We start from the raw sequence: 18,938 nt of genomic DNA on the forward strand, positions 1-18,938 counted from the left end.
GGTGCGACGCGACAAACAGTGTCGATGAATTGGTGGGAGCGCCGCGAGCGGGCCGGCGACCCCTTGCTGGACGAGTTCGCGGTCCACCTGCACGAGCATTTCAACGACGGATGCGCCTCCACTGCTGCACTTTACGAAGAACTTCGACCATTGGAATATCACGGCAGCTACTGCTCGATCCGCGACTAAGCCGTCTGCCGCGCCGCTCCGGTACCAAAGTTCGAATTCATCGGCGACAGTGGCGGGTGATAACCGAGTCGGTCGACGAGTTGTGAGAGTTTCTTGACGTACTCCCACGGTGCGGGCAGAGGCCGGAGACGCCCGTGGAAACGATCCGCGAGAGTGACCACGCCTCGAGGCTCGGAGCGTCGAAACGCGTGCGATTTGGCTGCACGTCGTGTTTCGCGCGTACCAAGACGCCGGCCTGACGCTTGACAGGTTCTCGGAATTATGTCTTGTTCGACCCCGAGGGGTGGACGAGGGTGGATCCAGTTTACTTTGAGTCGCGAGCTCGATCAGTGTGCGTTCCAGCTCGTCGGCACCGTTGAAGGTTTGTTTCGATCCGCCGGCACTCTGCCGTATGGCGTCCGCAAGGGTTGTTCCGGCCTTTTGGTGATATCGAGACAGCAGCCTTGTTCGTTCGATGGGATGGAAGAAATCGTCTTCTGGGTCGCCGGGGATGGAATGCTCTACTTGTTGTAGCAGACCGAGGGCGGCCTCGGCGTCCGGAGAAAGAGGGCTTTGTGCCTCACCGAACCTGGCCTCGATGGCAGATACGGGTGCGTTCAGCAGGTGGCGCAGCGTAGCGATCCCGTACGTCTGGACAAGGGGATAGCTGGGGGGCTCGCCCATAGAAGCATTTTGCCTGAGTGTCGAGCTCGTACGGGTGTGAGGGTGCGGGGTGTGACTTTCCGGCTGCCGCCGATCCTGCCGGCGTATGCGGATGGTGACATGTTCGCGGGGGTTGTCCGTACGAGTTTTCAGCGGCCAGGACGGCGATCGGTTTCTCACTATTGCCCTTTGGGCTCGTCGACGGGAAGATTGTCCCAACGTCGACAACTGGCTTCTCGTGTACGAGATCCGTTCCTCACCAGTCGATTTCGGCGGTACCGGGCCAGCTTGACTTGGTTCGCACTCTTTGTGCTCGGCACTGTCACGTTACTCGAAAAATGAAGTGGGGAAGCATGTTTGATACGGTATTCTGCGGGACGCCGCCAGTGCGTTCACTTTCAGGCGGCGGCAGTCTCGGTTCGGCAGCGGATCTCGAGGATCCGGCGCGATCAGGACCCGTGGAACGGATGTCGGCACCGGCAGAATTCCATCGCTCCGGTGTAGTGGTCCATCACCAGGATTTCTGCGCACCGAGCGGGTTGGGGTGCGAACCTGAGGCAGCGCTCGATCCAGCCGCGCTCGAGCGAAGGGGCCGGGTGCGCGCAGTTCCCGCATCGGCCGGGACGTTCGGCGACACGTACGGAACCGTGGTGCTCCGGGGGCATGCCAAACATCTTGGTGGTGCGATGTTTCCAGGGCAATGGTTCGGCTCGAGCGGAAGCTATGTCACGAAAGCCTGGCGGCGATATGCGAGGACCGAACGCGTTGAGGCTGCGCTACCTGGCTCCCTGATAATCCGATTGCGCAGACTGAGTTTTTTGGTGCAAGTTGCGGCTACTGCGCTGACGCCCAGAAATTCTCGGACTATCTGGGCAACGATCATGTGGTGGTAACCGCGAACAGAATCCGATCCGGCTCGCGTTGCATACGGGTGATCGCGACGCGGCCTCCGATCCAAGCACCAAGTGCACCAATCGCAACAGCGACAGGGATGGCGAAATAGTTCACCGGGTTCGGTAGCAGCGCCCCGAGTAGCACGCCGGGCGCCGTTGTCGCGGCGAAGATGACGATGGCGAGGATGATCAGTCCGAAGGACGAGCCGTTGAAGGACCCGCGGGTGTTGAAGGAGAACGTCTTCTTCATCTCCGGAACCGGGTAGGGCGCTTTGGCGGATATCGCCACTACCAATCCTGCACCGACTCCCATCATCGAAATGCCGACGGCGATCGGCACGGCCAGTCGGTCGGTCCCGAGGTCCCCGAAGATCCGTACAGCAGCTGTTGCGACGACCACGAAGGGTGTCATCACGATTGCCCACGCGATTTGTCGGCCCCGGACGTCAGCGGCAGCGGCTTCGGGGATCATCACCAGATGCCAGATCGATGCGCCGTCGAATCCGTACAGATTCGATCCGGCTGCCATTGCCAGGTAGATCAGGAACCAGGCACCCCATGCGGCGGAGAAGGGGATCGATGACGAGATCAGCGGTCCGAAGCCGGAGACCAAGGTCATGATGGCAACGGAGAGCAGTTGTGTTCGTCGGCGCATGTCTCCGTGCCAGAGCGAAAGCTCGCGAGAGATGACGGTGCCCAGTCGGGATGCGCGCCAACCGGTTCGAATGTCGCGGCCCTGGTTCTTCAATTGCACGGAAGTGGCGCCCGCTGATTCTGCGACCTTCCCGTTGAAGTAGCGAACGACCAGGCGTTGCCATGACCACAGCAGTGCGAGATCGACCAGCACCAGGGCGAGGACTGCTCCGGCGGCGAGGAGCCAGGCGTCTCCTGCTGCTGCGTCGACACTGGTGATTCCCCACGCGAACGGGATCGAATGCGCGACCGTGAGCGGCCACGTGACGTCGCCGTCCACGACCGTGCCGAGGCGACTCTGCAGCGGAAATTGCAGCAGATACAGCCCGCCGAAGAACGTGCCGAATGCCAACAGTCCCAGTTCGCGGCTGCGACGACTCCGCAGGAGCTGCGACATCGCCAGCATCGCGACCCGTGAGGTGCCGACAATGAGCAGGACCGTTGCGGGCCAAGCGATAATGGCCAATGGCAGTGCGGCAGGGTGGTGTGTAGCGGCATAAATTGGAATCGCTGCTGCAGCCAACGCGGTAATCGGCACGGTCATACCGAACAGTGACGTCGAGAACAGTGCTCTGGCGAGTCGGACGGGTTTCAGGGGGAGTAGTTGGAAATGTCTGGGGTGAAGATTGTCATCTGACAGACCAGACATGATCGGCATCAAGATCCACATCACGCCGATAGCCGACAGTGCGAGACTGGTTGTGCCGCTGACGAGTTCGGAAGAGCTCGCGCTCGTCCCCGAGGCTTGCAGGCACAGCAGAGCTGCCCCCAGAACGCCGAAGAGTGCTGCCACGACTTTGATGACGGCTCTGCCGCCGGTGAATTGACGTTTGTAGAGGGTCACGCGCATGCGGAGAACAGTGCGCCACAGTGAGGTTGGGGCGCTGCGCGTCGTCGGCAAGCTCGTAATGCTCATGCGCGCATCCATGACAGTCCGTCGGGATTGGGACTGCGGCTACCGACAAGGCGGACGAATGCCTCGTCGAGAGTGTTGCCTGCGCGCACCTCGTCGACCGTTCCTGAAGCCACGACGCGACCGTCTGCGATGACTCCGATGTGAGTACACAGTTGTTCGACAAGGGCCATCACGTGACTGGAAAGAATGACCGATCCACCTGAGTGGACGAACGAGAGCAGAATGCTCCGAATTCCGGCCGAAGAAATGGGGTCGACAGCTTCGAACGGCTCATCCAGTACCAGTAAGCGAGGGCCGTGCAACAAGGCCGAGGCCAACCCGATTTTCTTCGTCATGCCCGCTGAATAATCGGCGATGACCGTTCCACCTGCATCGGCGAGATCGAGCGCGGCCAACAGTTCGTCGCGTCGTGACGCGATGACGTCCTCTGGCATGCCGCGCAGGCGTCCGAAATAGGTGAGTAGTTCATGGCCGGTGAACTGGGCGGGTAGCGCCAGACCGTCGGGTAGAACGCCGAGCAGACTCTTCGCTGCGACAGGGTCGTTCCACACGTCGTAGCCGTACACCAGGCTGCGACCGTAGTGCGGGCGAAGCAATCCGACAGCCATCGACAGTGCGGTCGTTTTTCCCGCACCGTTAGGGCCCACCAGGCCGAACAACGAACCTGAGGGCACCGCGAGGGAAAGGTCGTTCACAGCAACTTTCGCGCCGAACGCCATGCAGAGGTGTTCCACCTGTAAGGCCATCGGTCCGGGAGGCAACTGGCCTGTCTCGGGGAGAGGGTGCATCGATCGAGGGTAACTGTCCGGAGCCCTGTGCGCGGAGACAGAGCGGAGCGATGCAGGCTGCGTGCACCGAATGTCATTGGTAGGTGGTTGGTCGCGGCATGAGTCGCTGGTTCGCAAGCTGAGCGGATGGCAGGAGTCGAACCTGCGTGGACGGTTTTGCAGACCGCTGCCTTGCCGCTCGGCCACACCCGCATTGATCCAATTATGTTCGTAGTGAACAACAGTCGCCAGGATTGTGATCAGGGTGAATTGATCGCCATGTGACGGATTGTGGGGAAGGCGGTGAACTGGCGGGCTAGGCGCGGGAGAACACCGCGACCAGGAATTCGGAATTGTCCTTGAACGGGCGCAGGTCCCACGTGGACAGCAGCAGATCAGCCTCGAGGCCACTCGCGGCCGCGTCGGCGAGAAACTCGGGGAACTCGTAGCCGCGGCCGGCACCGAATCCGATGACCACTCGGCCGCTCGGAGCGAGATGACGAGCAAATCCTGACAATACTGCGTGCCTGGTTGGCGGAGCGAGAAACGCCATCACGTTGCCTGCCGACACGATGACGTCGAAATTCGCCTCGACACCGCGGGCCGGTAGATCGAGCTCGGCGAGATCGCCGACAAGCCACGTCGGGCCGGGGTGGTCCTCCTCCGCGGCAGCGATGAGAACCGGGTCAACGTCGACTCCGACAACCACATGCCCGACGTCGTGCAGATAACCGCCGAGTCGGCCCGGCCCGCACCCTGCATCGAGAACCCGGCCACCGCGTCCGAGCATCGCGTCGATCAAACGTGCTTCCCCGACAATGTCCTTGCCGTCCGCTCTCATGGAACGGAAACGCTCGACATATCGTGTGGAATGCGTCGAGTCGGCTGCAGTGATCTCTTCCCACTGGCTGGGGATGCGCTCGTTCGGGGCCTGTGCAGTCATCTTTCGAGGGTACCGACAGCTCACCGGGTGCCGACGACCGTCCCGTCTGCGGCATATCCGACGAGGGTTGGACGAGGGGAGATGAGCGAGAGGGGAATCCATCCGTAGAAGCGGTCTTCGGCAAGAATTGTCGGATAGATTTGGCCGTCTGCGGTGTGAAGTTCGGCCCGAACGGCACCTCCCGCCCCTGCGTCGTAGGTCGCCTCGTGCGGACCGGCCTCGTACCCGGCGCCGCCCCCGAATGAATCTGCGCCGTACAAGTCGTCGTTCGATCTGCAGCCGTGTCCGAGGCTGATGAACTTCGACGGACCAACCTTGTCGGTCTCGGATGACGTCTCGAAAACCGGGGCGACGCACCTCCAGCCATCAGCGCCGTGGGCAACGAAGACGCTGAACACGGTTCCGTCAGGTCCGGGGATGGACCCGACCCGCTCGGCGGTGGACGGATCTATTCCGCCGTTGGTTCCCGGCATGGTATGCCAACCCGAGTACATATCCGTAAACGGTTTTGGCATCATCGCCGTGGCAGCGGCGCAGCCCACCATTCCCGCTGCACAGAGCATCGCGACGAGAGCTACGGCGCCTACTCGGCGGCGTGGAACTCTGGGTGTTCCAATGTTGTTTTCGTCAGCGATGATTCGGATGCGAGTGGCAACCTGGACGTTCTCGGGCCAGAGTTCGGCGGAAAGAGAATCGGTCGGCCGCAGCTTCTCGAGGGTGGTCAGCAGATCTTTGCTCATGGAGTACTCCCGTGTTCGGCGGCAGCGCAAGGTCGGGCGGTGTTCATCGGGATCGCGGTGTCAGGTTCTGAAGCCAGCCCGGTGCTCAATCGACGCCGAGCGCGAAAGAGTCGAACATGCATGGCTGGAACCGAACACCCGGCGACCCGCGCTGCTTCGGTGGCGGTCAATCCGTCCCAGGCAGTCAGGAGTAGGGCTTCACGCTCGGTGACGGTGAGTGTTGTCAGTGCTTCGAGCAGTTCTGTGCGGTCGGTGACAGTGACGTCGGCGCCCGGCGTCGATGCCGCAATCTGTTCGATGCGTCGCATCTTCTCGGTCAACGCATCATGGCGCCGAACGCTCCGACGGTTGTTGTTCACGGTGTTTCGAGCCACCACCAACAGCCATGGAAGTGCCTGTTCGGGCACTTCGTCCAAGCGTCGCCAGGCAACGAGGAACGTCTCGGAGACAACTTCCTGTGCGCTGTGATGATCAACGTGGCGGCAGGTGTACGCGAACACCCGACCGGCGTAGGCGTCCCACAAGACGGTGAAACGCTCTTCGTCGCTCGGTGGTGGCCCGTCCTCGGATTTCGGCGTCATAAGAAGAGATGTCCGGCTGGTTGCTGATCCTTACAGCGTGGGCGCCAATGGACGGTATGCCGTGTTACTCCGGCCGAGGATTCCGACGGTCAGGAGCAACAACGCAAGGATGTACAGCGTCATGATCCAGATGCCGGCAGCGGCAGGCTGCCACTTGTTCGCCTGACCGAGCAGGATCAGGGCGTCAGAGGTGAGGAACAGTGCGCCGCCGATACCGGTGATCGTGTTGTAGGCCAGTGCGGTGGACGCGGTTCCCACCAGGATTGCGGCGTACACAGGGACGGCAATCCGAAGTGCCGGTTCGAGACCGGTCCAGGCGTACGACACAAGGGCAATTCCGGCAACGGCGTACGCGCACAAAAACCATGGCCGCCTTCGTATCTCCCGAAGAGCGCCGTGCGAGAGAAAGAATCGGATGAAACAGACGTGACCGATCGCGAAGGCGGCCATCCCGATGACAAACGTGGAGTCCCAGATCAGGAACAGGTCTCCGAAAGCGCAGGCAATCAGCGCAGCAGCAACAATCCTCGGTCCGCCTTGGTCGACAACCCAGGCAGCCAGAATCGGCGCGAGCATGACCTTGGTGATCCCGTCCCAGGGCACAGCATCAGCGGCATTCAGGATCAGATGAAGAATCGCCACCGCGGAAAACCCGACAAACCATGGCGACCGGAAGGTACTCGGCAGTCCGGCGTCGCGAACAGATTCACGCATCGGCTCAGTGCACGAAGTCCGCTGCACGCTCGGCGAGATCGAGCGCCGGCTGGGGGAGTATGCCGAGGATGAGCGTTACACCGGCGCCGAGGCCGATCACACTGCTGGTCAGTGCACTCGGCACCACGACGGTCGGTGCGTCTTCCGCCGATTCGGTGAAGAACATCAACACGATCACTCGCACGTAGAAGTAGGCGGCGATCGCGCTGCACAGGACGCCGACGATCACGAGAGGCGCGGCCCCACCCTCGGCGGCCGCGCTGAACACCGCGAACTTTCCGATGAACCCACTGGTCAACGGAATCCCGGCGAAAGCCAACAGGAACAGTGCAAACACAACGCCGACCAATGGTGAGCGTCTGCCCAATCCGGCCCAGCGCGACAGCGCAGCGACCTCACCGTCAGCGTCCCGGACCACACTGACGACGGCGAACGCACCCACGGTGCTGAATCCGTAAGCCAGAAGATAAAACATCGCCGAGGCGAGGCCGGCATCCGAGTCCGCCACCACGGCGGTCAGAATGAATCCGGTGTGCGCGATAGCCGAATAGGCCAGCATTCGCTTCATATCGGTCTGCGTCACTGCAACGATCGATCCGACAACCATCGTGAGAATCGCGACCGCCCACATCAGCGGGCGCCAGTTCACGTATTCATTGGGCAGGGCCACGTAGAAGACGCGAAGGATGGCGCCGAACGCGGCAATCTTGGTCGCAGTCGCCATGAAACTGGTGATCGGCGTCGGCGCCCCTTGATAGACGTCGGGAATCCACGAATGAAACGGCACTGCACCGACTTTGAACAGCAACCCCACTGCCACCAGGGCCGTTCCGAGCCAGAGGAAGGCGTCGGTGCCCGACCCGATGCGTGCTGCGTCGGCGATACCGGAGAGCGTGACCGTCCCGGCATAGCCGTACAGCAACGCAATTCCGAAAACGAAGAACGCCGACGAAAATGCCCCGAGCAGAAAGTACTTGAGCGCAGCTTCCTGGGAGAGCAGGCGACGTCTACGTGCCAGACCGCACAGGAGATACAGAGGCAGTGAGAACACTTCGAGCGCAACGAACATCGTCAGTAGATCGTTCGAAGCCGGAAACAACAACATACCGCCGACCGCAAAGAGCGTGAGCGGAAAGACTTCGGTCTGGGCGATACCGACCTTCACTGCTTCTTGCTCCGCAACACTTCCCGGGACGCTCGACGCTTGAGGGGTGAAACTGCCGAGCGCGTCATGTTGCGCAATCACTTGGGCGGTGTTGCCCGAGCCTCGCTCGGCAATCAGCAGTACCGCGGGGATCGACACAAGAAGGATCGTGGCCTGCAAGAACAGCGTCGGTCCGTCGACAGCAACAGAACCCATCATCGCCGTCGACCGCGTGCCGGCGAGCAGAAGCACTGCCACGAATGCGGCCGCCAAACCTCCGACACCGAGGACGAGTTGCACTGGGTACCGAATACGCCGGGGTGCAAAGGCTTCGATGAGTACCCCGACCACCGCAACACCGAACACGATCAACATCGGTGCGAGCAGGCTGTATTCGATACTGGGTGATGCCGCGTCGGCCGAGCCGAGGATGGTCACGTCGTTGAAGGAACTCATTTGTGGGCACCTCCTTCGTGGTCGGCGACGAGCGGCGTCGGTGCCTCGTAGACGACCGTGTGGCTCACTGCAGGAGTGATGACGTCCAAGGCAGGCTTGGGGTAGATGCCGAGAAGCAGGAGGAGTGCGATCAGAGGGGCGACCACCACGAGTTCGCGTCGCGCGAGGTCGCGGATCGTTCCCTGCCCTTCCTTCACCGGTCCGCCCATCATGCGCTGATAGAGCCAGAGTATGTAGATCGCGGACAGTACAAGCGCGACAGTCGCCACGATAGCGGCCACGTGGTAGCGCGAGTACGTTCCGATCAGCACCAGGAACTCGCTGACGAACGGAGCGAGACCCGGCAGAGACAGTGTTGCCAACCCCGCAACGAGGAATGTGCCGGCCAGGACGGGTGCGACTTTCTGGACGCCGCCGTACGCTGCGATCGATCGTGTACCTCGCTGCGAGACCAGGAAGCCCGCAATCAAGAACAGCGCGGCAGTGGAGATTCCGTGATTGACCATGTACAGCGCGGAACCTGCCTGGCTCTGGCTGGTCATCGCGAAGATTCCGAGAATGATGAAGCCGAAGTGTGAAATCGACGTGTAGGCGATCAGTCGCATGACGTCTGTCTGCGCGATCGCCAGTATTGCGCCGTAGACGATTCCGATCACGGCGAGCGTGATGATCCACGGTGCAAAAGTCGACGACGACTCCGGGAACAGTTGCAGGCAGTAGCGAATCATCGCGAAGGTGCCTACCTTGTCCACGACCGCCATCATCAACACTGCTGTCGACGGAGTCGATTCCACCGCGGAGTCCGGCAACCAACTGTGCAGCGGCCAGAGCGGTGCCTTGACCGCGAACGCGAACATGAATCCGAGGAACAGGGCGTTGAGCACCCCGGGTCCGACGCCGAGTTCACCGCTGCTCGCCGCGGACGCGATCGCTCGGAAGTCGAAAGTGCCGCTGGTGAAGGGACTCTCGTCGCGCGTGGTGACCACGTACAGGCCGATGACCGCAGCGAGCATAACCAGGCCGCCGAGGAGGTTGTAGAGCAGAAACTTCACGGCTGCGCGAGATCTGCCCACTCCGCCGAACCCGCCGATGAGGAAATACATCGGTATCAGCATTGCCTCGAAGAAAATATAGAACAGGAGAATATCCAAGGCGCTGAACGAAATCATCACCATGGACTCGACAACAAGGATCAGCGCGAAATAGGTGTGCGGCATCCGCTTGGGTGATGTTGGGTCCGCGGGGACGTCGTTCCAGCCCGCGATCAGTAGTAATGGCACCAGCACTGCGGTGAGAAGAACCAGAACGAGTGCGATGCCGTCAAGCCCGAGTGTGTAGCTGGTACCGAAAGCCGGTATCCAGCTATGGCTTTCGACGAACTGAAACTGCCCGCCGCCGCGGTCGAACGCAACTCCGAGACCGCCGGCGATCACCAGGACTGCCACGGACACTGCCAGCGCGAGAGATTTGGCAAATTGGTACGACCGTGCAGGCAGAGCGAGGACAACACCCGCTCCGATGAGCGGAAGCAGCCAGAGCGCCGTCAGCGCAGGGAAGCCGGCATTGGTCACAGAGTCGCTCACCGCCGCTTCGATCACCACAGTGTCACCGCCATCATTGTCGCGACCACGAGTGTTGCTCCGACAAACATCACCAGCGCGTACGAACGAACGAACCCGGTCTGCAGCTTCCGCGTGAGCGTGGACAACCCGGTGACGACCACCGCAAAGCTACCCACGACGCCGCCTATTCCCTTGGTGTCGACCACTTCCAGCGACTTGGTGAGTTGTTGTCCCGGCTTCATGAACACCGCCTCGTTGAAGGCGTCACCGTACAGATCACGGCGAGCCGCAACGGTCAACGGAGAAACCGGAGTCGGTGCCACCACGGGAATCTCCCGGGTGGCGTACTCGCGATAAGCAATCGCGACGCCGGCGGCGACTGCGAGCAGCGCCAGCGCGGTGATCGACCATGCGGGTATCGGCGGTTCGACGTGATGGGAGCCGACTACCGGTTCCAGCCAGTTCTGCAAGCTGGACCCGATGGTCAGGAGCATGCCGGCCCCGACGGATCCCACCGCCAGAATGATCATCGGAGACGTCATCACCGCCGGAGATTCGTGAGGTTTCTGGTTCTCCCAGCGGGCCTTCCCGAAGAAGGTCATCAGCATCACGCGGCTCATGTAGAAGGCAGTGAGCGCCGCACCCAAGAGCGTGACGATGCCAAGCACAACACCCTTGACGCCGCCCTCGCCGATTGCAACCTCGATGATCTTGTCCTTGGAGAAGAACCCGGCAAACGGCGGAACACCGATGATGGCAAGATATCCGAGCCCGAACGTGACAAAAGTCAGTGGCATGAACGCTCGGAGTCCGCCGTAGCGCCGCATGTCGGTTTCGTCGTTCATCGCGTGCATCACGGAGCCGGCGCCGAGGAACAGGCCCGCCTTGAAGAATCCGTGGGTGATCAGATGAAGGATTGCGAAGGCGTATCCGGCTGGTCCGAGACCCGCGGCCAGGACCATGTATCCGATCTGACTCATGGTCGATGCGGCGAGCGCTTTCTTGATGTCGTCCTTCGCACAGCCGATGATCGCACCGAACAGGAGCGTCACGGCACCGACGATGACAACCACGAGTTGAGCGTCGGGCGCGAGATCGAAGATCGGATTGGAGCGCACGATCAAGTAGACGCCGGCGGTGACCATCGTGGCCGCGTGAATCAGAGCCGAAACGGGGGTGGGGCCCTCCATCGCGTCGCCGAGCCACGCCTGCAGCGGCACTTGCGCCGACTTCGCGCACGCAGCGAGGAGGAGCATCAGACCGATCGCCGTCAGGACACCTTCGCTTGCGCCGGACGCGTCGCCGAAGACATTGCTGAACGAGAGCGAGCCGAATGTGCTGAACATCAACATCATTGCGATCATCAATCCGATGTCGCCCACCCGATTGACGACAAAAGCCTTCTTGGCGGCAGTCGCCGCCGACGGCTTGTGCTGCCAGAAGCCGATCAGCAGGTATGACGCCAAACCGACGCCTTCCCAGCCGACGTAGAGTCCGAGGAAGTTGTCGGCGAGCACCAGAAGCAGCATTGCAGCGAGGAAAAGATTGAGGTACGCGAAGAACTTACGACGCTCGGGGTCGTGCGCCATGTATCCGACCGAGTAGATGTGGATCAGCGAACCTACACCGGTGATGAGCAGAACGAAACACATCGACAGTTGGTCCAGTTGCAGTCCGAACTCGACCTGAAGACTGTCGACCGGGACCCAACTGAACAGGTGCTCGGTGACGGTGCGGTCGGCGGTGTCACGGCCGAGCATGGCGATGAAAAACACCACTGCGACGACAAACGACGCGATAGCCATGACGCAGGCAAGCAGGTGACCCCACGCGTTCGTGCGACGACCGGCCAGCAAAAGGACAGCGGCGCCGCACAGCGGCAGGGCGGGGAGCAACCAGATGGCGGACGTGATTCCTCCTGACATATCAGTACTTCAGCAGGTCTGCGTCGTCGACGGATACAGAACGCCGAGATCGGAAGATGATCATGATGATTGCCAGGCCGACGACTACTTCGGCCGCAGCGACCACCATCGTGAAGAAGGCGAAGATCTGGCCGTCCAGATTGCCGTGCATGCGCGCGAAGGTCACGAACGCCAAGTTGGCGGCGTTGAGCATCAATTCGATACACATGAACACCACGATGGCGTTGCGGCGCAGGAGGACTCCTGCAGCTCCGATCGTGAACAACAGGACGGACAGATACAGATAGTTCTCGGGATTCATCGCTGAGTCTCCTCACCGGTGCTCGGATCCGGGGAACGTGGAGTGAGCGCGCTGCTGACCGAGAGCGTCGAGAATGTTCCGTCCGGCAACAAGGCCGGCATGTCCACTGCGTTGTGACGTGCGTACACGCCGGGACTGGGGAGTGGAGTGGCCGAGCCCTTTTCGGGATTGTCTTCATCGCTGCCCAGGTACGCGAATCGTTGCTTGGAGAGTTCGCGTTGGCTGAGTGTGGCTCCGATCTTCTCCCGGTGTGCGAGCATCATTGCGCCGAGTGTCGCCGTGATCAGCAGTGCGCCGGTCAGTTCGAAGGCCCAGACGTAGCGGATGAAGATGAGATCGGCGAGTGCGTCGATGTTGCCCTGGTCGAGTCCGGTGAATCCGGTGAAGCCCGAGATCGACGCATTTCCGAGGCCGCCGATAAGGAGTAGCCCGAATCCGACGCCGATCACGATCGCGCTGACTCGTTGTCCGCGTAGCGTTTCGACCAGGGAGTCCGAAGAATCCACGCCCACCAGCATCAGGACGAACAAGAACAACATCATCACCGCGCCGGTATAGACGACGATCTGAACGACACCCAGGAACAGTGCGCCCTGCACAATGTAGAACACGGCCAGGATGATCATCGTCATCGCAAGGAAGAGTGCAGAGTAGACGGCCTTGGGAGCGGCGACGACACCCAAAGCGCTGATCACCGCAAGGGTTCCGAGGATCCAGAACTGCACCGCCTCGCCGGTGGAGGTCGATGTCATCGTTCCCTCCGCCAGGATCGTGGTGGTGACCGCCGCGATCATTTCTCGGTCTCCGGGTTCGGCTCTCTCTCGGGTGCTGGCTGTTCGGGTGCTGCTTGTTCGGGTGCTGCTTGTTCGGGTGCTGCTTGTTCGGGTACTGCTGTGATGTCGCCGCGGTAGTAGTCGTCCTGAGTTGTGCCGGGACGCAGCGCGTGTGGTGGCGCTGTCATGTCGGGTTTCAGGGGCGCGAGCAGTCGGTCCTTCTCGTAGATCAATCCAGCTCGATTGTCGTCGACCATCTCGTACTCGTTGGTCATCGTGAGGGCCCGAGTGGGGCAGGCCTCGACGCAGAGGCCGCAGCCGATGCACCGCAGGTAGTTGATCTGATACACCTGCCCGTAGCGCTCACCGGGGGAGAACCGTTCTTCTTCGGTGTTGTCAGCACCCTCGACATAGATCGCGTCGGCGGGGCAGGCCCAGGCACACAGTTCGCAACCGATGCACTTCTCGAGTCCGTCCGCATACCGGTTGAGTTGATGGCGACCGTGGTATCCGGGCGCGGTGGGGCGCTTCTCCTCCGGATAGAACTCGGTCTCGGGTTTCTTGAACATGGTCGAGAGCGTCACTCCGAAACCCGCGATAGGTCCGAGGAATTCAGGCATGGGAGTCCTCCGATGTGTCGGAAACATCTGTGCGTCGCGGCGGTGGCACGTTCTGACCAGGCAGTTTTTGACCAGGCAGTTTTTGACCAGGCAGTTTTTGACCAGGCAGCGGTGGAACCGGGAAGCCGCCCGACATTGCATCGAAAGGCAAGGTCCCCGAAGCGGTGACCAACGCGGCAGTTCGGCGTCGGCCGCGGTAAGTCCCGGCCAACACGATCAGGAGCGCAGCTCCGAGAACCAGTGCGACGCAGAGAAGTACGACCCAGGTGTTGTAGCCCTCGTTGCGGAACGCACGAACGGTCGCGATCACCATCACCCATACCAAAGCTGCTGGGATCAAAACCTTCCAGCCGAGATTCATGAACTGGTCGTAGCGCAATCGAGGAAGCGTGCTGCGCAACCAGATGAAGACGAAGAGGAAGCCCCACACTTTCGCGACAAACCACAGCACCGGCCACCAACCGGAATTGGCGCCGTCCCAAAGATTGAACGGGAACGGTGCGTGCCACCCGCCCAGAAACAGCGTGGTGGCCAGAGCGGACACCGTCACCATGTTCACGTACTCGGCCAGCATGAACATCGCGAACTTGAGGGAGGAGTACTCGGTGTGGAACCCACCTACCAGCTCACCCTCGGCCTCGGGAAGGTCGAAGGGAGCCCTGTTGGTTTCGCCGACCATGGCTGTCACGTAGATCAGGAAGGACGGCAGGAGGAGAAAGACGTACCAGGCTCCCTGTTGGGCGTCGACGATGCCGGACGTGGACATCGTGCCGGCGTAGAGGAAAACGGCAGCGAAAGACAGGCCCATCGCTACCTCGTACGAGATGACCTGAGCGGTCGATCGAAGTGCGCCCAGTAGGGGATACGTCGATCCCGAAGACCAGCCGGCAAGGACGATCCCGTACACACCGATAGAAGTGACGGCCAGGATGTACAGAACGCCGACCGGTAGATCGGTCAGTTGCAGGGGTGACCGGGTTCCGAAAATCGACACCTGTGGACCGAACGGGATGACAGCAAACGCCATGAAGGCGGGCACGACCGCGATGACGGGCGCGAGGAGGTAAATCGGTTTGTCGGCGCCGGTCGGTGTGATGCCCTCCTTGAGGGCGAGCTTGATTCCGTCAGCGAGGCTCTGGAGCATTCCACGGGGGCCGACGCGGTTCGGTCCGACACGCATCTGCATGCGTGCCATGACCTTTCGTTCCGCGTAGATCGCCACCAGCGGGGTGAGTACGAGGAACACGAAGATTGCGAGAGCCTTGCCGATCACCAACCACCACGGGTCGTGCCCGAACGCCGACAGGTCGACCGGAGCTGCGACCGTCCCGTACTCGTGGGTGTTCATTGCGCTCCCGCCTTCGCAATCTTCACCACGGACCCCGCGGTGACGCAGAGCGTTTCGTAGATCGTGCTACCCGGTGAATTGAGCGGGAGCCAGACTGTTCGAGGCGGGAGGTCGGTGATCTCCAACGGTAATGTGATGGAACCGGATTCAGTCGACACCGCAACGTGATCGTCGTTGTCGGCGCCGATCTCGGCAGCGGTCTCGGCCGACAAACGCACGAGCGACGGCCGTGCCGTGCCCGCCAGGTTGGGCTCGCCGTCTTGCAATCGGCCGTTGTCGAGCAACATTCGCCAACTCGACAACACTGCCTCGCCCAGTGCCGGTGTGGGCATGGTGCCTGACGGGACCTGAGGCGAGGTGGGGCGCGATCCGGACCAAGCGCCGAGGCGGTGTATCTCCGAGCGTGCGGAATCTGCGTCGGGTAGGCCCAGATCGATGCCCATCTCGGCTGCGATCGCGTGGAGAACGCGCTGATCCGGCATTACCCCTGTCGTTCTCAACGCGGTGTCGAACACGCGCTCGCGGCCTTCCCAGTCGAGGAAGGTTCCGGGCTTCTCGGCGACCGGTGCCACCGGGAAGACGACGTCGGCGAGTTCGGTGACTCCGCTGTGACGGATCTCCAAACTCACAACGAACCCTGCGGCTTCGATCGCGGCCCTTGCCCTCGCCGGGTTCGGGAGATCACTCAACTCGACGCCGCCGACAAGAAGCGCAGCAGTCGTCTGCCCCGGATCCAGCAGACTCGCGGCGTCGCGACCGTCGGATGCCGGGATGGAGGCCCCCCACACTGATTCCACCTCCTGACGTGCTGCCGGGTCCGCAACGGGGCGTCCGCCGGGAAGCAATCCCGGTAGCGCGCCGGCCTCGACGGCGCCGCGATCACCAGCGCGGCGTGGTACCCAGGCCAAAGAAGCTCCCGTCGATTCGGCGAGTCGCAGCGCCGCGGCGAAGCCGCCTGCTACCGCACTCAGTCGCTCACCCAGCAGGATCACAGCACCGGGCTGCCGGAGGAGCTGACCCTCCTCACTGCTGGGGTGGGACAACGAATCCATCAGAGCTGCTTCACTTCCGGGTACGGTCCGAAGTAGACCACCGCCCATCTTCTGCAGGCCGCGCGTAGCGAATGGCGCGCTGGAGAGCACAGTCGTCTTGCCGAAACGTGCGGCCTTGCGCAGTCGCAGGAAGATGATCGGTGACTCCTCCTCGGGCTCGAGAGCTACCAGCAACGCGGTCGGGGCAGATTCGAGGTCCTGGTAAGTCACCGACTCTTCGAGTGTGCGGCCAGCGACGTGAGCTGAGAGGAAACCTTCCTCTTCGGCTGAGTGAGCGCGGATTCGGAAATCGATGTTGTTGGTAGCGAGAGCAACTCGCGCGAACTTACCGTAGGCGTAGGCGTCCTCCAAGGTAGAGCGTCCGCCGACGAGTACGCCTGCGTCACCGCGGGCCTGCGCGAAGGATCGCGCAACGAGGTCGAGTGCCATGGGCCACGACGCCGGAATCAATTCGCCGTCAGCGTTGCGGATCAGGGGAGTGGTGATCCGATCACCTTGGGTCGTGTACGTGAAAGCGAAGCGCCCCTTGTCGCAATTCCATTCCTCGTTGACGTCGGGGTCGTCCCCGGCGAGACGACGGAGAACCTTTCCGCGACGGTGGTCGGTGCGCTGAGCACATCCGTCGGCGCAGTGTTCACACACGCTGGGGCTGGACACCAGATCGAACGGTCGCGCCCGGAATCGATATGCCGTACTGGTGAGCGCGCCGACCGGGCAAACCTGGATGGTGTTGCCCGAGAAGTAGGACTCGAAGGGCTCGTTGGCGTAGATCCCGACCTGTTGAAGTGCGCCGCGCTCGAGTAGATCGATGAACGGGTCGCCGGCGATCTGACTCGAGAATCGCGTACACCTGGCGCAGAGGACACAACGCTCGCGGTCGAGGAGGATCTCGGACGAGAGGGGGATGGGCTTGGGGTAGGTCCTTTTCTCCTCACCGAACCGGGATTCGGTGCGACCGGTCGACATCGCCTGGTTCTGGAGCGGACACTCGCCGCCCTTGTCGCACACGGGGCAGTCCAGAGGGTGGTTGATGAGCAGGAGTTCCATCACCCCGCGTTGCGCCTTCTCGGCCACAGGCGACGTGAGCTGTGTGGTGACGACCATTCCGTCCGCAACCGGTGTCGTGCAGGACGCCACCGGCTTGCGTTGACCCTCGACTTCCACGATGCACTGGCGGCAAGCACCGACCGGGTCCAATAGAGGATGATCGCAGAACCGCGGAATCTGGGTGCCGATCATCTCCGCAGCGCGAATGATCAACGTGCCCTGGGGGACCTGGAGTTCCCGGCCGTCGATGGTGAGGGTGACGAGATCAATCGGCGGTGCCGCATCGGTTCCAGTGGTGGCGTCGGCTGCAGTCATGAGACGAACGCTCCTGTCGCGAGAACGGACCGGTGAGGATCGAACGGGCATCCGTTACCGTCGAAATGCGCTACGTATTCCTCGCGGAAGTACTTCAAGGAAGACATGATCGGGCTGGTCGCTCCATCACCCAACGCGCAGAAGGACTTTCCGAGGATCGTGTCCGAGATATCGAGAAGTTTGGTGAGATCGGCCTCGGTTCCTGTTCCACCTTCGAGCCGACGCAGGATCTGCACCAGCCAGTACGTGCCCTCGCGGCACGGCGTGCATTTACCGCAGGATTCGTGAGCGTAGAACTCGGTCCATCGCAACACCGCACGCACGATGCAGGTTGTCTCGTCGAATATCTGCAAGGCCTTGGTACCGAGCATGGATCCCGCGGCGCCGACGCCCTCGTAGTCGAGTGGGACATCGAGATGTTCGTCGGTGAAGATCGGTGTCGAGGATCCGCCGGGAGTCCAGAATTTGAGGGTGTGTCCAGCGCGGACCCCGCCTGCGTATTCGAGCAGCTCGCGCAAGGTGATTCCGAGTTCAGCCTCGTACTGGCCGGGTGTGGTGACATGACCCGAGAGCGAATACAGCGTGAATCCCGGTGACTTCTCACTTCCCATCGACCGGAACCACTCCGGGCCGCCCAGGACGATCGACGGAACACTCGCGATGGACTCGACGTTGTTGACGACGGTCGGGCAGGCATAGAGACCGGCGACAGCGGGGAACGGCGGCCGCAGGCGGGGCTGACCGCGTCGTCCCTCCAACGAATCGAGGAGAGCCGTCTCTTCCCCACAGATATAGGCGCCGGCTCCGGCATGGACGACGAGATCCAGATCGAAACCCGAACCGAGGACGTTGCGGCCCAGATATCCAGCCGCGTAAGCCTCGGCGACAGCGGTCTGTAGGCGCCGCAGAACCGGGACAACCTCACCTCTGACGTAGATGAACGCCTTCGCTGCTCGAATTGCGTACGCCGCGATGATCACTCCCTCCACCAACGTGTGTGGGGTCGCCATCATCAACGGCATGTCCTTGCATGTGCCCGGTTCGGACTCGTCGGCATTGACGACGAGGTAGTGAGGCTTGCCGTCTCCTGGCTTGTCTTCGGAGACCTGGGGGATGAAGCTCCACTTGAGGCCGGTCGGGAAGCCCGCGCCGCCACGTCCGCGCAGGCCCGCGTCCTTGACGGTTTCGATCACGGCGTCGGGGGGCGTGGCCAGCGCTTTGCGCAGCGCCTGGTAGCCGTCGCGGCGAAGGTAGCTGTCGAGGGTCCATGAATTCGGTTGATCCCAGTATCGACTCAGGACGGGGGCGAGTGTCATG

Annotated in this window: 16 protein-coding genes and 1 tRNA gene; 1 reads left to right on the plus strand and 16 read right to left on the minus strand. The window is 61.9% G+C overall.

Annotation, left to right across the window (positions count from 1 at the left end; genetic code table 11):
- The first annotated feature begins 24 nt into the window (after positions 1–24).
- The gene (locus R4P70_RS21465; protein WP_180279598.1) at positions 25–189 is read left to right on the plus strand and encodes a hypothetical protein; all 165 of its coding nucleotides are present in this window, start codon (positions 25–27) and stop codon (positions 187–189) included.
- 1,521 nt (positions 190–1,710) lie between these two features.
- Here the strand turns inward: R4P70_RS21465 and R4P70_RS21470 are convergent.
- From R4P70_RS21470 to nuoF, 16 genes are all read right to left on the minus strand, one after another.
- Positions 1,711–3,333 (minus strand): ABC transporter permease, encoded by a 1,623-nt coding sequence (locus R4P70_RS21470; RefSeq protein ID WP_317831688.1) that lies wholly within the window; start codon positions 3,331–3,333, stop codon positions 1,711–1,713.
- Positions 3,330–4,121 (minus strand): ABC transporter ATP-binding protein, encoded by a 792-nt coding sequence (locus R4P70_RS21475; RefSeq protein WP_046378458.1) that lies wholly within the window; start codon positions 4,119–4,121, stop codon positions 3,330–3,332. The genes R4P70_RS21470 and R4P70_RS21475 overlap by 4 nt, the downstream gene beginning before the upstream one ends.
- 121 nt (positions 4,122–4,242) lie before the next feature.
- Positions 4,243–4,313 (minus strand) — tRNA-Cys (locus tag R4P70_RS21480).
- 103 nt (positions 4,314–4,416) lie between these two features.
- Positions 4,417–5,043, minus strand: a complete 627-nt coding sequence (locus R4P70_RS21485) for a class I SAM-dependent methyltransferase (protein WP_020969448.1) — start codon at positions 5,041–5,043, stop codon at positions 4,417–4,419.
- Positions 5,044–5,063: 20 nt separating this feature from the next.
- A complete protein-coding gene (locus tag R4P70_RS21490) occupies positions 5,064–5,783 on the minus strand; it encodes a hypothetical protein (protein WP_317831693.1) in 720 nt (239 codons plus the stop codon).
- On the minus strand, positions 5,780–6,364 hold the full coding sequence (locus R4P70_RS21495) for an RNA polymerase sigma factor (RefSeq protein ID WP_046378461.1): 585 nt from the start codon (positions 6,362–6,364) through the stop codon (positions 5,780–5,782). Before R4P70_RS21495 ends, R4P70_RS21490 begins: the two co-directional genes overlap by 4 nt.
- A 30-nt stretch (positions 6,365–6,394) precedes the next feature.
- Positions 6,395–7,078 (minus strand): lysoplasmalogenase, encoded by a 684-nt coding sequence (locus R4P70_RS21500; RefSeq protein ID WP_031333292.1) that lies wholly within the window; start codon positions 7,076–7,078, stop codon positions 6,395–6,397.
- 4 nt (positions 7,079–7,082) lie between these two features.
- Positions 7,083–8,678 carry an NADH-quinone oxidoreductase subunit NuoN gene (nuoN, locus tag R4P70_RS21505; protein WP_021333586.1) on the minus strand — a complete coding sequence of 532 codons (1,596 nt, stop codon included), beginning with the start codon at positions 8,676–8,678 and terminating at the stop codon, positions 7,083–7,085.
- Positions 8,675–10,279: an NADH-quinone oxidoreductase subunit M gene (locus R4P70_RS21510; protein ID WP_317831697.1), complete on the minus strand. Its 1,605-nt coding sequence runs from the start codon at positions 10,277–10,279 to the stop codon at positions 8,675–8,677. The genes nuoN and R4P70_RS21510 overlap by 4 nt, the downstream gene beginning before the upstream one ends.
- The gene (nuoL, locus tag R4P70_RS21515) at positions 10,273–12,165 is read right to left on the minus strand and encodes an NADH-quinone oxidoreductase subunit L (protein WP_317831699.1); all 1,893 of its coding nucleotides are present in this window, start codon (positions 12,163–12,165) and stop codon (positions 10,273–10,275) included. Before nuoL ends, R4P70_RS21510 begins: the two co-directional genes overlap by 7 nt.
- A 1-nt stretch (position 12,166) precedes the next feature.
- Positions 12,167–12,466 carry an NADH-quinone oxidoreductase subunit NuoK gene (gene nuoK, locus R4P70_RS21520; protein WP_003942238.1) on the minus strand — a complete coding sequence of 100 codons (300 nt, stop codon included), beginning with the start codon at positions 12,464–12,466 and terminating at the stop codon, positions 12,167–12,169.
- Complete coding sequence (locus R4P70_RS21525; RefSeq protein WP_019748167.1) at positions 12,463–13,260, minus strand: NADH-quinone oxidoreductase subunit J; 798 nt, start codon at positions 13,258–13,260, stop codon at positions 12,463–12,465. Before R4P70_RS21525 ends, nuoK begins: the two co-directional genes overlap by 4 nt.
- Complete coding sequence (gene nuoI, locus R4P70_RS21530) at positions 13,257–13,859, minus strand: NADH-quinone oxidoreductase subunit NuoI (protein ID WP_205907865.1); 603 nt, start codon at positions 13,857–13,859, stop codon at positions 13,257–13,259. Before nuoI ends, R4P70_RS21525 begins: the two co-directional genes overlap by 4 nt.
- Positions 13,852–15,207: an NADH-quinone oxidoreductase subunit NuoH gene (gene nuoH, locus R4P70_RS21535; protein ID WP_070385267.1), complete on the minus strand. Its 1,356-nt coding sequence runs from the start codon at positions 15,205–15,207 to the stop codon at positions 13,852–13,854. Before nuoH ends, nuoI begins: the two co-directional genes overlap by 8 nt.
- Positions 15,204–17,621 (minus strand): NADH-quinone oxidoreductase subunit G, encoded by a 2,418-nt coding sequence (locus R4P70_RS21540; protein ID WP_317831703.1) that lies wholly within the window; start codon positions 17,619–17,621, stop codon positions 15,204–15,206. Before R4P70_RS21540 ends, nuoH begins: the two co-directional genes overlap by 4 nt.
- Entirely contained in the window at positions 17,618–18,937 is a 1,320-nt protein-coding gene (nuoF, locus tag R4P70_RS21545) for an NADH-quinone oxidoreductase subunit NuoF (protein ID WP_019748171.1), read from the minus strand. The genes R4P70_RS21540 and nuoF overlap by 4 nt, the downstream gene beginning before the upstream one ends.
- Position 18,938 lies beyond the last annotated feature (1 nt).

It is taken from the genome of Rhodococcus sp. IEGM 1241 (genome assembly GCF_033142365.1).
GTDB lineage: Bacteria > Actinomycetota > Actinomycetes > Mycobacteriales > Mycobacteriaceae > Rhodococcus_F > Rhodococcus_F erythropolis.

What these genes read in the sequence shown, in the direction of transcription:
- R4P70_RS21500 (WP_031333292.1), bottom strand. Translation starts at nt 7,078, where the DNA reads ATGCGTGAATCTGTTCGCGACGCCGGACTGCCGAGTACCTTCCGGTCG.
- R4P70_RS21465 (WP_180279598.1), top strand. Translation starts at nt 25, where the DNA reads ATGAATTGGTGGGAGCGCCGCGAGCGGGCCGGCGACCCCTTGCTGGAC.
- R4P70_RS21485 (WP_020969448.1), bottom strand. Translation starts at nt 5,043, where the DNA reads ATGACTGCACAGGCCCCGAACGAGCGCATCCCCAGCCAGTGGGAAGAG.
- nuoN (WP_021333586.1), bottom strand. Translation starts at nt 8,678, where the DNA reads ATGAGTTCCTTCAACGACGTGACCATCCTCGGCTCGGCCGACGCGGCA.
- R4P70_RS21475 (WP_046378458.1), bottom strand. Translation starts at nt 4,121, where the DNA reads ATGCACCCTCTCCCCGAGACAGGCCAGTTGCCTCCCGGACCGATGGCC.
- nuoK (WP_003942238.1), bottom strand. Translation starts at nt 12,466, where the DNA reads ATGAATCCCGAGAACTATCTGTATCTGTCCGTCCTGTTGTTCACGATC.
- R4P70_RS21470 (WP_317831688.1), bottom strand. Translation starts at nt 3,333, where the DNA reads ATGAGCATTACGAGCTTGCCGACGACGCGCAGCGCCCCAACCTCACTG.
- nuoH (WP_070385267.1), bottom strand. Translation starts at nt 15,207, where the DNA reads ATGAACACCCACGAGTACGGGACGGTCGCAGCTCCGGTCGACCTGTCG.
- R4P70_RS21525 (WP_019748167.1), bottom strand. Translation starts at nt 13,260, where the DNA reads ATGATCGCGGCGGTCACCACCACGATCCTGGCGGAGGGAACGATGACA.
- R4P70_RS21490 (WP_317831693.1), bottom strand. Translation starts at nt 5,783, where the DNA reads ATGAGCAAAGATCTGCTGACCACCCTCGAGAAGCTGCGGCCGACCGAT.
- R4P70_RS21540 (WP_317831703.1), bottom strand. Translation starts at nt 17,621, where the DNA reads ATGACTGCAGCCGACGCCACCACTGGAACCGATGCGGCACCGCCGATT.
- nuoI (WP_205907865.1), bottom strand. Translation starts at nt 13,859, where the DNA reads ATGCCTGAATTCCTCGGACCTATCGCGGGTTTCGGAGTGACGCTCTCG.
- R4P70_RS21495 (WP_046378461.1), bottom strand. Translation starts at nt 6,364, where the DNA reads ATGACGCCGAAATCCGAGGACGGGCCACCACCGAGCGACGAAGAGCGT.
- nuoL (WP_317831699.1), bottom strand. Translation starts at nt 12,165, where the DNA reads ATGTCAGGAGGAATCACGTCCGCCATCTGGTTGCTCCCCGCCCTGCCG.
- nuoF (WP_019748171.1), bottom strand. Translation starts at nt 18,937, where the DNA reads ATGACACTCGCCCCCGTCCTGAGTCGATACTGGGATCAACCGAATTCA.